Genomic DNA, 15918 nt, shown 5'->3' with positions numbered 1-15918 from the left:
CCAATGCATTTGACCCCTTTTGGCCGATTTACAAACATTCAGGTAAGCAAGTATTTACAATGAATTTATTTCCGGTTAGACGGGGTCAATTTAGTCTGGTTTATCCAGGCAAGCGCTATTGGGTTCTAAATTTGAAGATCTTGGTTTATACAAAATAACCAAAAACCTGAAAGATGTAGGTGCATTTAGAACGCCTTCTTTAAGAGAGACCAATATAACCAGGCCATGGATGCACCACGGAAATTTCCCCTCACTAAAAGATGTTATCGAATTTTATAATCTAGGCAATCCGATTACCCAACAACGTGCCTTGAAAGGTTCCAGATTCTTTAAAAACACCTAAATCGGCGATGTTGCGCAAGTTAGATCTTACATTAACGGAACAGAATGCTTTGGAAGCGTTTTTAAAATCGATAAGTACACGTGTAAATAAGATAAACCCACCGAAGCTTCCAAAATAATGCAAAATACTGACAGTGCAAACCCTACTATTAGATAAGCACTGTCACTTTAGTAATAAATTTTACCGGTGCTTTTTGGGATATTCATTTGCTTGCTTGAAGTAATCTTGGTGATACTCTGTAAAAAGTTTAAGCAGACAATTATCATTCGGGCAGTCTGGTTATATTAAAATGGCCTTAAATGTCTCAAGAGACGAGAAAATCAGATTCGCAACGTTAATTGCGCTTTAGCAGCTGCATTAGTTTAAATTGAACCTTCCCCAAAAATGGGAACAGTTTTAAATTGATTACCTAATTATGGTTTAAATAATTGCTGTGGTTAACGATGCGCTCTAACACTATTCCGCTTTCAGCCATACTACTTTCCCATCCATAGTACTAACAATTAGATTTTTCCCGTCTACAACATTTACCGTATTGATCATGGAATCGTCTATCTTGTGTGCCCAGGTAGTTGATTGTTTTTTTGGATCGATCGCATAAACTACCCCGTTTCTTGTACCAAAGAATACATTTCCATCCTTTTCAATTAACATGGATGGTACATGCTCGTAGCCAAAACCAGCATTATATCTCCAAAGTATACCCGGATTTTGAGATTGGGTTTTGTATGCAACTATTTCATCCTGCATTGTTTTACCATAAATAACGGTACTATCTGTAGAAATACCAATTGATTCCCTAACGGTGGCTTCGTTATTTCTCCAAAGCGTATGGCCAGTGCCAGCATCAATCGCAGTCAAGAATCTATCAGGGGCTGCAATGTATACAATATCGTTGTATGCTACAGGGGTGACCATAGCAGGTGAAAACATTCGGTTTTCCTGGCCGTTATTCCATTTCCAGAGTAGACTTCCATTACTGATATCAAGAGCGTACAAATACCCTCCCCAGGAGCCAAAAAATATTTTGCCACGATAAATAAGCGGTTTGCCGGCAATTGCACCTTCAACTTTTTTAAATGACCAAATTTCTTTTCCCGTTTTTATATCCAGTGCCCTAAAAGTGTTATCGCTACCACCGATATAAACATTCTTACCATCGATAACCGGGGAACCCAAAACAGCATTAGCAGTTTCCTTTTTCCAAACCAGTTTACCTGTTTTTTCATTTAATGCATAAATCGTTCCATCACCAGAGCCTAGCATTACAATGTTATTTGATATAACGGGTGAAGAATAAATGGCGCCTTTAGTACTGAATGTCCATATTTTTTTACCTGTTTTTTTGTTTAACGCCTCTATTAAACCTAAACTATTACCAAAAATAACATGATCTAAAGAAAAAGCAGGTGTGTTTACTACATTTGCGTTAGAGTGATAAGTCCATAACTGCTTAATCCCGGCAAATTTTTTATTTATCGAATAATCTGACCTGGGATATTTTTTGTTATCATCCTGAAATGTCTTAAGTTTTATTTTTCTCCATGCCGCCATTACCGCCTGCGCAGGCCTTTTGTTTTGAAAAAAAACACTGTCGTTCATCATGCTTACAATGTTGTATCCGCCAATGCTATCTTTTGCTCTCAGGTTCGAGCGCCCCATTGTTGATTCAATTCCTTCAAAATTGTAAGATTTATCTGTATGGCCGTGGCCGCAAATAGCATATTGTATATTGTACTCTCGCAATCTGTCGGTTGCCTCATACCAATTATCTAAACTATTAGTGAGTGGGTAATGGTTTGCAAATATTATTGGCATATTCTTGGGCATGGCTTTTAACACGCTATCAAGCCAAATTGTGGCATCTCTTGGTATATGACCATCGCTCATTCTAACATAAGGACCGGATGCGCAGGCAATAAAACGAAAGCCATTGTGATCGAATACAAACTTGTCGTTTCCAAATTCCTTGATAAATCCTACTCCCCCAGTTTCTGACCAACCAGTATCATGATTACCTGGAATAATGTAAAATGGTTTTTTCAACTTTAGTAAAATTTCTTTAGCCAAGGCCAATTCTTTATTGGTTCCCATTTCGGTGATATCGCCAGTGATAATGGTAAAATCGATATCGGTTAATTGGTTGATATCTACAACTGTTTTCCGAAGGTCTTCCTCACCTGTAGGAGATCCGACATGAGTATCCGTTACAAAAGCATATTTAAAATTCTGTGCCTTTAAATTGGATGTCATGAAAAGTGTAAAAAGAAAAAAAATAAATATTTTCATATAATTTAACTTAAAATAAGTGTGTAAAACCGTTTTTTAATCGAAAAATCTTGTAATTTATTTGAAATAACAGCGATTTTTTTTTGGTAATTGTAAAATTTCTGACAATTCATTTCCGGCATAAATGAACCCATACTAGGCACTTTGGCTTTTAAGTAAAGAATTAAAAGATGCAGCTGCGCCTAAGATTGCAGATTTTTCTCCCAACGAAGCTCTATGGACCTCAACCTTTAGCGAAGTTAAACGATGACTAAACAAGTAGAAAGCATTGGAAATATTACCCCCCAGAAAAATATGATCAAATTTGTTCCTGCCACACATTAAAGAAATCACGTTACAAAGATTGTCTCCAAACTCTTCGAAAATAGAAGCAACCAGCCCGGCATCCTGATCTTGTTCCAGAAGTTCCTTAACACCTCTAATGTATTTCCCAGTCATCGTATGGTATTTAGTAATAAACCATTGCGTTGATAGATAATCTTCCATAATTCCACTGCGAAATGGCTGGCACCAGAGGTTTGCATCTGTAAATTCCCCATTTATACAGGTAGTACTGCCCAGGCCGGTTCCCAAGGTTAGGCCGAGGGCATTTTGATCCTGTTCAATTAATTTATGAAACAATTCACCTTTTAAAAAACACAAGGCATCATTTTCGATATGAATAGTAAGCCCAAACTTATTCATTGCGCCTCTCAGTTCATCCTTTACATTTACCCGGTACAGGGATCTGAACTTTTTTTGATCCTTAATCAGGATAATTCCATTTTCATAATCCATCGGACCTGGAAGCGCAAGACCAATATGCGTTATTTTTTCAGGGGCAGCATCCACAAGCTCGAGAATTACTGATGCCCAAGATGATATGATCTCCTGCTTACTGGCAGTGGCATCTACTTTTCTTTTTAAAAAACTATTGTTCAAAAGGCATCTGCCAGAAAGATCTATAAGACCTGCGCTAATATGCGAACCCCCAATGTCGGCTCCGATAACAATATTCATGTGCTTGTGTAAATATAAATTGAGATGCTTTTTTTGTGTATGCTATGGTTGGAAATCTTTCGATATTTAATTTTTTGTGCCATAGGTTTTGAAATATTCCGGATGAAGTTTTAGTCCCTCGTAAAAGAAAAAAACCTCGCCCTTTATTCCATTTTCCCGGTTGGCTTTGACCATTTCCTCCAAAAACCTGCGTTCTGGAGTATAGTTATCTACCTTAAGAAGCAATCCGGGATAGAAACAAGATTTTTTCCCCTCGGGTACATATTTTAAGCTGGCTTCGAGTGTTGCCTTATATTTTTGAATATCGTAACGGTAAATCTGCGGAAAAACATAATCTACATAACCTTCTTTTAACCATGTTGGCCAGTCCTGAAGATATTCCTCCTTACTCCATGGAAAAATGCTTGGAGCCATTGTCACCAGCATATTTGGCTTTTCCTTTTTAACCATGTGGTAAAGATCCTTTAAATAAAGATTTAACCGGTTAGCTCTCCAGCTTAGCCATTCTGTATCTTTATAATTCGTTGGAGGCGCTTTACCCCCGTGCTCTTTTTTGTATGCTCCTACCGTATATTTGTCGTACCCCGCTGTTGAGGGCTGTGCCGGAAGACGATCATCGCCTTGAATACCATCAACATCGTATTTTTTTACGACTTCCAAAATTAGCTTGTTCATGAAATGCTGCACTTCTGGCAGAAACGCATTCATCCACTCGAAATTGTTTTTGCTTACCAATTTCCCTTCGGCGTTTAATGCAGCCCATTCGGGATGTTTTGCAATGATGTTGCCGCCGTTATCTTTAAATGATGAGGAAAAACCGAACTCGAACCAGGCGTGTACTTTTATATTCCTTTTATGGGCCTCCTCAATCATTTCCTGCAAAGGATCACGGCCTTTGAATCTGCTATCAATTTCGACTCCAAATTTCTTTTTCATCACCTTGCTTGGATATAGCGTATTGCCCCTATTCCATGTTACCAGAAATATTGTATTAATGCCACTCTTCTTACAAAGCTCTACGGCCTCTACAATGTTGCTTCTGGAATCTAAAACTTTACTGGCTACATTCGTTAGCCAAACACCTTTTATTGGTGCTTGCGCATTTACTTTCAATATAGCGCACATCAGCAAAATAAAAAAAATTACTCGTTTCATATTTAAAAGGTTTTAAGTTTGTGTTCCTCTATTTTCTCCAGCGTTTTCCAAACCTGGAGGAGACCTCTTGGAATGTGAAAGCACCCTTTCCATTTACCACCCTTTGCAGGAATAAGTACCTTACCTTCCCGATTCAGATAACCGAACCACTCGCCATATTGCTCATCCCTAAAGTGACTCCATATATATTCGTGAACGATTTCAAACCATTTTCTACAGGCCTCACTTCCAGTTAATTCATAGCCTTTGGCCAGGCACACCAAAGTCTCGATATGCACCCACCAAAGTTTCTGGTCCCACTCTAATTGTTGCATAGGTCTTCCGTCTACGTCAAGAAAATAAAAAATCCCTCCATTTTCTTTATCCCATCCGGCATTAAGTGTATTCAAAGCAATTTCTAAGGCACGGTTGATCAGTTTTTCGTTCTTAAGCCGTTTTCCAAGATCCATAATAAACCACATCGCTTCAATTGTATGTCCGGGGTTAATACTTCTCCCTTCAAAACAGTCAACAAAATCGCCATTGAGTGCTACATTCTCCAGTATCAGGCCACTTTCTTTCTGATAAAAAACATCCATTACTTCATACACCACCTTTTCAATAAGCTCATCAACCACACCTTTATCTAACAGGTGTTCAAGTTCGAGCGACAGGTTACAAAGGATCATCGGCAAAGCAAAATTCTTAAGCGGCCGTGTTCCAGGAAAAGCCTTGGTGTAGATACCCTTTGGATCATTGCTTTTTTTTAGAATATTCTGAAATGTTTTTGTGGCAATCTCAGCGTATTGTTCTTGTGCATCTATTTTATATAAAGCCCCAAATCCCATTGCAGCAAAACAATCAGAAAAAATATTGTAAGGCTGAATGAGTGGCTGGCCCTGCCTGTTTAAAGAAAAATACCAGTCACCGGCTGCGTCTCTTCCATATTTCATCATAAAGTCTGCACCGTGCTTTGCAATATCAAGCCATTGCTGATTTTGCTCAACCTGATGGTACATGGTTGCAAAAGTCCATATCTGCCGGCCCTGTAGCCAGGCAAACTTATCTGTATCATAAACTTTGCCTTCGCGGTCTAAGCAAGTGAAATAGCCGCCATGAGTTTTATCGATAGAATGCTTTTCCCAAAACGGCAGTATATTGTTTAGTAATTCTTTTTTGTAGATGTCGTGATAGATGTTCATGTTAAAGTAATGTGTTGATGTATTCGCGGTAGCGGTTATATAAATGTCCTGCCTGCAGGTAAGATGACTGAGGACTCATAAAATGTGAAAATTCGAAAGTGATGGCTTTATCGTAGCCGGCTGCTCTCGCCGCCTCAAGTTTTAAACGGAGTTTTTCAAATTTTATAGGTAAAAACTTGATTGGCATATCTCTGTCGAAACTTTCTGCATTGGTCCAGCAGGATAAACCAAAGTTATCTGCCATTTTTTTATTGATAGCAAAGAAGTCGCCCAACTCGTGATAGTCAATATGTCCGTCTTGAAAAGCGACAGCATCTACCGAACCTCTGAGTCCGGAAAATATTTCTGACCATTCTTTTTCATGGGTTTCCAACGAAACTGCATCAGCTTTACTCAAGCTTGAGGATGCCGCCATCACCGCTTTCTTTCCATCAATCCAAGGAGAAATTAAGGTTGGCAATCCATTGCTTACACCTTTACATTGAAGCCCAAGCGTATTAAAAGCGTCGGTTGCCCCTTTAGTTTTTCGGCTTATTTCCATACTCAGGTACCAGCCTTTAAAGCTTTTATGATGCCCGTAATTAGCCCATACCTCATCTATTACATACCGATTGGAATCGATTTCGTTTTGCATATTTCCGGTATCCCAGTAGTGGCCACTATCGTATAATCCGAAATAAAAATTCATATTTAAACGGTCGGAAATCTCAAGAAAAAGCGACACCAGGTCGACAGGGGGCTGATAACAGCCAAATTTGTTTTGCAAATAAGCCGACGGATAGCTTATGAACTTGCGGTAACCGCTACGGATCAGAATAACGGTATCAATACCTACTGATTTCATGTGCATAAAATCCTGTTCCCACTCTTTAGCTCCCCAGTTTTGATGAGGAATATCATGCGATATTTCGTCGATAAAAGTTCCGGTTATTTTCATCTGTTTTATTTTTATTTCCTATTTAACAGGTTTACAGGTAGTTTTGATCATTTAAGTACTTTACCCATTTCAGATATGCATTCGGCTTTAAATGTAATCCGTCAGTACTAAGTTTTTGTTGCAATTGTCCTTCTTTATTGATCATTACCGGCCAGAGATCAATGTAACTAACCTGAAGTTTTTTACAGAGCTTTTGCAAAGCACTATTCATTTTTGAAATGTCGTGGTTGTTTAAACGCTTATAGATTTCGGCCAGCATTTTTTCATTTACGGGCAGTGTACTTTGCATGAAAATTTTAGTTTTAGGCGACTCTGTTGTTATTATGTTGATAATCGCTTTCTGTCGCGCTGTAATTTCAGAGATGGGCACCCCTATTTTTAAATCGTTTATTCCAATCATTACAAAAATGGCTTTCGGCTTTGAAAGAATCTCTTCATGCAGGCGATTAATAACACCTAAAGTAACGTCTCCGCTAATCCCCAGGTTGAGTATGTTTTTGTCGGGAATTAGTTTTTTCCATTCGCCAACTTCAGTAATACTGTTACCGATAAAAATTACCTGGTTTTCGCTAACCGGAATTTTGCGAAAAGACTCAATTTGTTTTTTGTAATGCGGGGTTAGAAAAGCAGAATCTGCCGGTTTCTGCGCGGAAACCACCTTGATAAAACCAAGGATGAAAATTACGGTGAGTTTTATTCTATTTATCATCTTAACCAATTGTTTTTTCCTCTTCTTCGATAGGTTTTAGCGGAACCAGCCATGTAACGATAAACGCGGGTATGGTTGCGATTAAAACCCAGATAAAAAATGTTTTGTAACCTAAATAATCACTTAGCAAACCACTGATCATTGAAGGAAGCAAAAACCCAAGATTTACCAAGCCACTTGCAAATGCATAATGCGCCATTTTATATTTTCCAGGAGCAATATTTTGCATAATAAATAAAATCAGGCCCACAAAGCCAAATCCATATCCAAAATACTCTATTGCTACTGCAGATGCTATAATGTACAGGTTGGTTGGCATAGTAATAGCAAGAAATGCGTATGCCGCAAAAGGCAAATTGAAAAAAGCGCAGAGAATGAGCAGTGTTTTCTTGTTTAAGCCCTTATTGGAAACAAAATAGCCTGCTATTAAAGAGCCGAGCACGAAAGCAATTGATCCGAAAACACCATAAAGCAGCCCAATTTCTGAAGTGCTGAGCCCTAACCCTCCCAATGCCCGGGAGGCCTTGAAAAAAAGAGGCGTGATTTTAATTGCCTGGCCTTCGGCAAAACGATAAAAAACGATAAAACACAAACTGAACCAAATATTCTTTTTTTGAAAAAAAGTTATAACTACATCTTTCAGCGTTTTAAAGCCATCTTTTAAGCTGTGAATGTTTTCAGATTCTTTTCCCGAGGGAATGGCCCTCATATTGTAAAGGCCTAGAAGTACCATGATGATGCCATAAATAAACATGACCACCATCCATGCATTTGGAATGCCTATCTTCTTTTCGAGTTCTCCAGCCAGATAAACCAAAACACCGCCCGACAAAACTTTTGCGATATTGTAAAAAGCACCTTGCCAGCCCACAAACTTAGCCTGTTGTTTTGCGTTTAGTTCGTCAAGGTAAATACCATCTGCCGCGGTATCGTGTGTAGAACCAGACAGCGCAATAACGGTGAGGATCGCTATTGAAAAACTAAAAAAATGATCCATTTGCAGGGTCAATGCCAAAAGTCCAAAAAGCAATCCAGTTAGAAGCTGGGTAAAATAAACAAAGAATTTCTTGCTGCGATACAGCTCTAGAAATGGCCCCCACAAGGGCTTTATTGTCCACGGCAACATAATAAGTGATGTCCAGAAAGCGATCTTCGTATCTGACACACCCATATTTTTATACATGATGGAACTTGCACCCGATAAGGCGACAAAGGGCAATCCCATGGCAAACCAAGTTGTTGGTATCCAATAAACAGGACTTAAGTTCGACTGCTTAGTGTTATTCGTAATATTTTTAACTTTCAATTGGCTATAATTTTGAGCTTTGGTAAATGCCGTTAAAATTTATTTTAAGGCTAAAGGGATTAAGAAAATGATCTATAATCCGGGCAATTTCATGCCTTTTAAGTGGTTTAGCGAAATCGATTTTTTCGTTTGTTAAAAATTGATCAAAGGTTGTTTTGCTGATCGCTGGATTTACTGCAGAAAGTAATTTGAAACAAGATCGCGCATTAACATATTCATCTTTGCCTGTGAGTTTAGCCGCATCTGGATAACATGAAGCTATTCCAGCTATGAGAAAAGATTCTTTTATTGCAGAATCGGGATAAAACCAAGTCTGATTGGCCCATTTATATGGCACACCTTCTCCTTTTATTATCCCCATTGCACCAATTCGTTGAATAGGCTCAAAATCACGGTCATCAGGTTTCACATCTTGATAAGGCATCAAATAAGCCTTACTGTTTAACAGGGCTTGCTGAACTTTTCTTATATCAACATCTTTTGGCTCCTGACTGTTTATAATTGCTGTAGCTGCGAGTGCACCTGCAGCCTGCCCCACCAATAAAACAACCGGCTGCAACCGGGTAGTACCTCCAACAATATTGGTTACGCTGATGTTTTTTTCAGCAGCAATCAAACCTTTCGTTTCCCTTGGAATCAGGCTTCCGAGTGGAATAGAATACGAAGGCACTTTTATTTTGATAAAATCAATTTTGGGTGCATCTGGGTTTTTAAGGTGATGATGATCGATGGGATAATCGCCAACAGCGATGCCTGTTCGGTAAAGTGCCGTATTCTGCGAATAGGGATTCATTAAATCGTTAGCCGTAAAATTCGCCATCCCCTTTAGCCGTCTGGATTCGCGGTAATAAGGAATCATTGGCAGCTTGTCTTTAGTCGGGTATTCATCATCTGCGAGGCCAAGGTTTTTATACCCCAAAACGGTTTGGATGTAGTATACAAACTGAAGGCTGCGCAGTTTCGCTGCTTTCAAAGCTAGTTCCCTGTTTTCTTTGCTCATCTCTACAATATTCAGGTAAATGTCGTTGCCGCATTTTGGCCAGTTGATCATAAACTTGCCATTTGGAAGTTTACCATACGCAAGCATTTTCGCACAATCATTCTGTACTTTTATTGCATTGGAAGATGGATCCGAAACATCGCACGCACATTCAAACAATTTAGCATTATACGCCAATGGCTTTGCAATTGTTTTATCTGCATCCTTACCGTAATCCTTTAACGTAACTACGTATGTCAAATCCTGAACAATATCGTTTGCCACTTCAGGAGCAAAAACTTCACCCGTTTCCTTACGGCTATCCATCCCCAGCGAGTAAGGAACTTTTAGAAAAGCCATAACATCTCCGAGCTCCGTAGCATCAATAATCAACTTCGAATGAATTTGTATTTTTTTGCCTTCTCTCAACACCTCGGTCGTCCAGCTGTCGCCATTACGGTTTATTTTTTGCCAACTTGTGTGGTAGTAAACATGTAGCTTCGGATTTTTCGCCATATTCCTTAATATCATTTGGCCCACCGAGGGTTCGAACAATGTATTGCTTACCCAACCGGTTTCTATTTTTTTTGGTCCGCCATAATGTTGATATAACCTGTCCCTAAATTCGCCCCAAAGCCCCGAAGGTAAATTATGGTTACCATCAATAGCCGAAACCCCACCCGAGGTGAGCATACCTCCAAGCCATTCTGTTTCTTCCACGATCAAAGTATTAATACCCATTCTCGAAGCCTGTATAGCGGCCATGGTTCCACTGGCACCGCCACCTATAATAAGCAGATCTGTTTCTATCTTTTTCTGAGCATTAACAAGCACTGCACTACACAGCAAGGCTAAGAGTAATATCGTTTTTGGAAAATTTAACTCCATAATAGGTTATAATTGAGAAGAAGTTTAAGTTTTCAAATATATAATTTTTTTAAAAAAAATTAATAATTACTTTTTAGTTTTTAAAAAAATTAAAAATATAATCTAGCAATCTGAAATAAGCCAATCATTTTTATTATTTTTAAAAATTGAAATCAAAAGAATTAAATTCCGACGTGAAACATTTCAATAACCATGACATTTTTTGAAGAGATAAACGAAGAGAACCTTTCAGGTGTAGCATATAAAAACATCACACTAAAAAAATCAATCATCTCATTTTTCGTAAAAAACGGCCATTGTACAATAGCAGAAATATGTGCCGCTGTAGGCCTTAGTGCGCCAAAAATTAACACAGTACTAAACGAGCTTATAAACGATGGGCTAGTACAGGATTTTGGTAAAATCGAATCGAGAGCGGGAAGGAAACCAAATCTTTACGGACTGGTACTTGGCTCTGGATTTTTTCTTGGTGTAGATGTTAAGCAGAACCACTTGAACATGGGCATTACCAATCTGGAGAAAAACATTGTACACCTATCTGTAGAGAAACCCTTCAACCTACAAAACAGCAACGAATCGCTCACAGAACTCTACAGCATCATTAATAATTACATAAAAGATAGCCGCATACAGAAAGATAAAATTCTGGGCATGGGACTTAATCTTTCGGGCCGCATTAATTACACTACCGGGTACAGTTACAGCTTTTTCAATTTTGACGAGGAACCACTGAGCAAAAAACTAGAGCGCAACCTGGGAATGCGCGTTTTTTTAGAGAATGACTCGAGAGCTATGGCGTATGGCGAATATTCCACCGGAGCTGTTCACGAAGAAAAAGACATCCTGTTCATCAATATGGATTATGGTCTTGGCGCAGGAATAGTGATTAACGGGCAGTTATATTACGGAAAATCCGGGTTTGCAGGGGAGTTTGGACACATACCAAGCTTTAACAATGAAATTATGTGTCGTTGCGGAAAAAAAGGTTGCCTCGAAACCGAAGTCTCAGGACTAGCCCTTACCCGTATTTTCAAGGAAAAACTTGCTTCAGGATCCTCATCGATTCTTTCGGGCATGGAGGTAGAGAAGATCAATTTTGAACACATTATCAATGCAGCAGTAAACGATGATGTACTGGCGATAGAAGAAATTGCCTCGATGGGAGAAAAATTAGGCAGGGGGATCGCGGTATTAATCAACATCTTCAACCCCGAACTGGTAATATTGGGCGGTAGCCTGGCAGAAACCGGAGAACACATCCGCCTACCTATAAAAAGCGCCCTTAATAAATACTCTTTAAGCCTTGTAAACAACGATACCCAGATCAGAATGTCGCAGCTTGGCAAAAAGGCTGGCGTTATCGGAGCATGCCTCCTTGTCAGAAACAGACTCCTGTCAACTAGCTAGAAATTTTAAAGCCAGCAATCAAACGAATGCTGGCTTTAAAATTTAATTTATAGAATAGGGCCAATCTTCCGGCCTGATCGCACGTGTTTTGTTAGGCTTGCTGCCCATGTAAAAAATAAGCTTCCCACCGCCCAGAATCTGCGAATGCGTAATAAATACCTTAGGAAGATCTTTTCCATTCAACACTATTTTTTGAATGTATTTATTCGCTTTCGAATTGTTGTTAACCAAAATAGTTAACGATTTCCCGTTAGGCAATGCCATCTCTGCCCGATCAACAAGCGGCGAGCCGAAAACATACTGCCCAATTACGGGATTTGCCGGGTAAAAGCCAATGGCATTCCATACAAACCATGCACTCATTTGACCACAATCTTCATTTCCAGCGTAACCATCTGGCCTGTCGTGATACATTGAGTCAGCAATCATCCTTACCTTTTCCTGCGTTTTCCATGCCGCCCCCACATAACTATAAAGATAGGAAATGTGATGACTAGGCTCGTTACCATGAGCATACTGCCCAATCATTCCACTTATATCACCTGAGGCATTGCGGCCTTTAACTTCAGAACTTACAGAGAATAAGGAATCCAGCTTTTTTATAAACTTATCATTGCCTCCGTGCAGCTTAGCAAGGCCCCGCGGATCTTGTGGCACAAAAAAAGAATGTTGCCAGGCATTACCTTCAATATATTCTGCCTTTTCTTCGTGCTCCGAAAAATACGGATCAAAAGGCATAGTAAACTGTCCGTCAGAATTTTTTGCCCTTACAAAACCTGTCACCGGATCAAAAAGCCTGGTATAAGCCACAGCCCGCTGCATAAAAAGCTTATAATCACTCTTCAACCCAAGTTTATTAGCCACCTGAGCAATGCAGAAATCATCAAATGCATACTCTAATGTTACCGTAACACTCCAGCCACCTTTATCTTGCGACAAATAACCATACCTTATATAATCAGGAACATTCCTTGTTTGCTGCATTGCGCTTGCTTTCATCGCCCGGTATGCTTCTTCAATATCAACTCCCTTAATACCTTTCAAAACCGCATCGGCCAAAACCGGCACTGCATGATAACCCGTCATTGTATTGGCCTCCCATGTACTCAAATCCCAAACAGGCAACAAACCATTTTCACGATAGAAAGCCATCATACTTTTCACAATATCAGGGTATCTTTTTGGTTGGGTTAAAGTGAAAAGCGGATTTAAAGCCCTGAACGTATCCCATAACGAATAAACCGTATAGCGCTGCGAACCGTTAGCCATTCGGTGCTGCTCTGAGCGCGAATTCTGATAATCACCATCACCATCTGAATATAAACCAGGAGACAGGCACGTATGATAAAGGGCTGTATAAAACGTTTTCTTCAAAGCCACATCTGCGGTTTTGATTTTGATTTTCTGAAGCTCCTTTTCCCATTTTTCTGAGGCAATATTTTTGGTTTTCTCAAAGTCCCAACCCCCAATCTCAGAAAGCCCGGCGAGTGCTTTTTCCGAACTTACACTCGACAGCGCAACTTTAAGCATTACCCTCCCCCCGGAAGCGCCAGCAAAAAAGAGCTGCACCCTGGCAGCAGTATCCAATACCATAGCTCCATTTATTAACTTATTTCCGGAGTAGAGTTTAAACTTGCTAAAACCTTTGGATGTTCTGGCAGCGAAATAAACTTTTTGGTTCTTTGCCCAGCCGGTAGAGAACCTATAACCAACCAATGTACTGTCATTCAAAACACTAACGCAGGCTCCCGTTGTTTTATCCCAGTTAATATGAAAACCCAGATCAAACTGGATCATGGGATCAGATCCAACAGGAAAATCGTAAGCATGAAACCCGCACCGCTCCGTTACAGTAAAAGCGGCAAGTATCCCGCTATTCAATTTAACGGCATAATATCCAGGTTTGGCAATTTCATCCTGATGCTTAAACGTTGCTTTCACTTTGGCATCGGAATTTACAAATGGCATTACAGAAATATCGCACCAGTCACCGATGCCCGTACCATTTAAATGGGTGTGACTAAACCCTGTAATTGTAGAATCGCTATAATGGTAACCACTGCTCCAATCCCAGCCAGAGCGGCCATTATCCGGACTCAACTGAACCATTCCAAAGGGAACTACAGCACCGGGATAGGTATGCCCGTGTCCACCGGTACCAATAAAAGGATCAACAAAATCTGTTAGTTTTTGCGCATACAAACCTTGAAAAAAAAATAGCGCGAAATAAATTGTAAAAAGGTAACGAATCATTTTAATTTGTTTCAAATATAATTTGTTGATTAGACGTAATCAATCCTGGCACATAAAACTCAAGCGTTGCATCAAAAGTTCCTGTCGGAATTGTCCATGTAGCGAGTTGCTTTCTTGGATTGTTCAATTGGGTGTAAACATCAAAAGCAGCTCCGTTCAATTTAACCTGGCCATTCCATGTCGCATTGCTTTGTGCAGCATTTACAGAATTAGAGGCAAAGTAAAATTTCACGGTTTTCACAGATGAATTGTTATTAAACAAATGAAATTTGACAGAATATTTATGCCCATAATTGCCATACGAACTTGATGAAGAACCCGTTAAATTCATCAACTTTACAGCAGTCTGGTTTTCGATTGTGGGCGCAAATTTGTTCGTTGTATTAAGTGCATAACCAATGTGCGCCGGCTGATTCGGGATGTAAACGTCGTTTTCAGCCTTAACCTCAGAATATTGATAAACCCCTGCCTCTCTGCCATATGCATTAGCAGACTCTGCGAGATAAGTTCCTGCAGCAGGCAAACCCTGCGTCGCATTAATCGCATCGCTTAAATCACCGGTTGAAGTCACAACAGTATAATAATAGGCATTGGCCGAGGTGTTTAGCTCGAAACGTGCATCGATCATATTACTTATATTCGCCTGAACCTTAAAGACCTCCACCACTTGAGACGGATTAATGGTTACAGGAGCTGTTTGAACCTGGCGCAAAGTATTGTCTAACCAATCTTTTGCCACAAAGTAACTTGGCCCTGTACCTACCCCCGTAAGCGGTTTTTCGCTATTATTATAATACGAACCTTTACTGGTTAAGGTAATTGGCGCAGTGCCCGGATTTGAAACCATTAAATGATAATACTTTACCGATCCGCTTTGGTTAATATGAAACATGTACGCAGCAGCATTACCACTAAGCGGATAAACATTTCCACCTCTCGTTGCATCTGTTCTTGAACTCTGCATGAGCCACCCATTTCCAGTAAAAATTTCCGGATTGTTACATTTAAAGATCTTATTTCCGCTAAGAACCACATTGAGTGGCTGAAGCTCTGCATTTGGCAATACTTGCAATGCCGGATCAGTACTGACCGAAAGTGGCCCAAGTGTCCAATTTGTCGGATCGATTAAACTGGTCCGGTATTTTCCCTGAACAAGATTTTTAGAAGTGTCGATTTTCTTTTTACAGGAAGCGAATGCCGCAAGACATACAAGCATCAGGGGTAAAAATTTTGATTTCATATTGAAGTTTTTGAATTTAAAACTAAGTTATTAATAATTTTTAATAATTACCTTGTAAACTTTAAAGTTTTATATTTTTGACACAACCAAGCCAAAAACAATAAAAAACACATTAAAAGCAAGTTAAATTCAAATAACTACCTTGTAAACTCAATATATAATTTGAATAAATCTAAAATATTTAATAATATTTTTTATTAAATACTTTTTTATTATTAAAATAATTTATTAC

The 15918-nt window shown here is 39.3% G+C and carries 12 protein-coding genes; 2 read left to right on the top strand and 10 right to left on the bottom strand.

The genetic code is table 11. From position 1 onward, the window contains the following. Nucleotides 1-118 precede the first annotated feature (118 nt). Entirely contained in the window at nt 119-343 is a 225-nt protein-coding gene (locus GJU39_RS01265) for a hypothetical protein (protein WP_154278878.1), read from the top strand. Between the two features lie 456 nt (nt 344-799). Here the strand turns inward: GJU39_RS01265 and GJU39_RS01260 are convergent, their stop codons facing one another. The 8 genes from GJU39_RS01260 to GJU39_RS01225 all read right to left on the bottom strand — a co-directional run bounded on the left by GJU39_RS01260 (nt 800) and on the right by GJU39_RS01225 (nt 10786). Beyond that, a complete protein-coding gene (locus GJU39_RS01260) occupies nt 800-2632 on the bottom strand; it encodes an outer membrane protein assembly factor BamB family protein (protein WP_154278877.1) in 1833 nt (610 codons plus the stop codon). Between the two features lie 135 nt (nt 2633-2767). Then, nucleotides 2768-3631 (bottom strand): ROK family protein, encoded by an 864-nt coding sequence (locus tag GJU39_RS01255; protein WP_154278876.1) that lies wholly within the window; start codon nt 3629-3631, stop codon nt 2768-2770. A gap of 66 nt (nt 3632-3697) precedes the next feature. Beyond that, a complete protein-coding gene (locus tag GJU39_RS01250; protein ID WP_154278875.1) occupies nt 3698-4786 on the bottom strand; it encodes a glycoside hydrolase family 10 protein in 1089 nt (362 codons plus the stop codon). A 2-nt stretch (nt 4787-4788) separates the two neighbouring features. Further along, complete coding sequence (locus GJU39_RS01245; RefSeq protein ID WP_154278874.1) at nt 4789-5967, bottom strand: AGE family epimerase/isomerase; 1179 nt, start codon at nt 5965-5967, stop codon at nt 4789-4791. 1 nt (nt 5968) lies between these two features. Further along, the gene (locus GJU39_RS01240) at nt 5969-6904 is read right to left on the bottom strand and encodes a DUF4434 domain-containing protein (RefSeq protein ID WP_154278873.1); all 936 of its coding nucleotides are present in this window, start codon (nt 6902-6904) and stop codon (nt 5969-5971) included. A gap of 31 nt (nt 6905-6935) precedes the next feature. Beyond that, nucleotides 6936-7613: a GDSL-type esterase/lipase family protein gene (locus GJU39_RS01235; RefSeq protein ID WP_154278872.1), complete on the bottom strand. Its 678-nt coding sequence runs from the start codon at nt 7611-7613 to the stop codon at nt 6936-6938. Nucleotide 7614: 1 nt separating this feature from the next. Beyond that, complete coding sequence (locus tag GJU39_RS01230) at nt 7615-8919, bottom strand: MFS transporter (RefSeq protein WP_245227645.1); 1305 nt, start codon at nt 8917-8919, stop codon at nt 7615-7617. A 4-nt stretch (nt 8920-8923) separates the two neighbouring features. After that, complete coding sequence (locus tag GJU39_RS01225; RefSeq protein WP_154278871.1) at nt 8924-10786, bottom strand: FAD-dependent oxidoreductase; 1863 nt, start codon at nt 10784-10786, stop codon at nt 8924-8926. Between the two features lie 192 nt (nt 10787-10978). On the opposite strand from GJU39_RS01225, the gene GJU39_RS01220 reads away from it, so the two are divergent. Next, a complete protein-coding gene (locus GJU39_RS01220; protein ID WP_154278870.1) occupies nt 10979-12193 on the top strand; it encodes an ROK family transcriptional regulator in 1215 nt (404 codons plus the stop codon). A gap of 42 nt (nt 12194-12235) precedes the next feature. Here GJU39_RS01220 and GJU39_RS01215 read toward each other — a convergent pair whose 3' ends face one another. Together GJU39_RS01215 and GJU39_RS01210 are read right to left on the bottom strand one after the other, a co-directional pair. Continuing rightward, the gene (locus tag GJU39_RS01215; protein WP_245227644.1) at nt 12236-14461 is read right to left on the bottom strand and encodes a GH92 family glycosyl hydrolase; all 2226 of its coding nucleotides are present in this window, start codon (nt 14459-14461) and stop codon (nt 12236-12238) included. Further along, nucleotides 14448-15686 carry a DUF3370 family protein gene (locus GJU39_RS01210; RefSeq protein ID WP_154278869.1) on the bottom strand — a complete coding sequence of 413 codons (1239 nt, stop codon included), beginning with the start codon at nt 15684-15686 and terminating at the stop codon, nt 14448-14450. The genes GJU39_RS01215 and GJU39_RS01210 overlap by 14 nt, the downstream gene beginning before the upstream one ends. Nucleotides 15687-15918 lie beyond the last annotated feature (232 nt).

The sequence above is a fragment of the Pedobacter petrophilus genome, from assembly GCF_009674725.1.
Lineage (GTDB): Bacteria > Bacteroidota > Bacteroidia > Sphingobacteriales > Sphingobacteriaceae > Pedobacter > Pedobacter petrophilus.
The sequence above is the reverse complement of the archived record's forward strand: the minus strand, read 5'-3'. Positions and strand labels throughout refer to the sequence as shown.

What these genes read in the sequence shown, in the direction of transcription:
- GJU39_RS01260 (WP_154278877.1), bottom strand. Translation starts at nt 2,632, where the DNA reads ATGAAAATATTTATTTTTTTTCTTTTTACACTTTTCATGACATCCAAT.
- GJU39_RS01255 (WP_154278876.1), bottom strand. Translation starts at nt 3,631, where the DNA reads ATGAATATTGTTATCGGAGCCGACATTGGGGGTTCGCATATTAGCGCA.
- GJU39_RS01250 (WP_154278875.1), bottom strand. Translation starts at nt 4,786, where the DNA reads ATGAAACGAGTAATTTTTTTTATTTTGCTGATGTGCGCTATATTGAAA.
- GJU39_RS01245 (WP_154278874.1), bottom strand. Translation starts at nt 5,967, where the DNA reads ATGAACATCTATCACGACATCTACAAAAAAGAATTACTAAACAATATA.
- GJU39_RS01240 (WP_154278873.1), bottom strand. Translation starts at nt 6,904, where the DNA reads ATGAAAATAACCGGAACTTTTATCGACGAAATATCGCATGATATTCCT.
- GJU39_RS01235 (WP_154278872.1), bottom strand. Translation starts at nt 7,613, where the DNA reads ATGATAAATAGAATAAAACTCACCGTAATTTTCATCCTTGGTTTTATC.
- GJU39_RS01225 (WP_154278871.1), bottom strand. Translation starts at nt 10,786, where the DNA reads ATGGAGTTAAATTTTCCAAAAACGATATTACTCTTAGCCTTGCTGTGT.
- GJU39_RS01220 (WP_154278870.1), top strand. Translation starts at nt 10,979, where the DNA reads ATGACATTTTTTGAAGAGATAAACGAAGAGAACCTTTCAGGTGTAGCA.
- GJU39_RS01210 (WP_154278869.1), bottom strand. Translation starts at nt 15,686, where the DNA reads ATGAAATCAAAATTTTTACCCCTGATGCTTGTATGTCTTGCGGCATTC.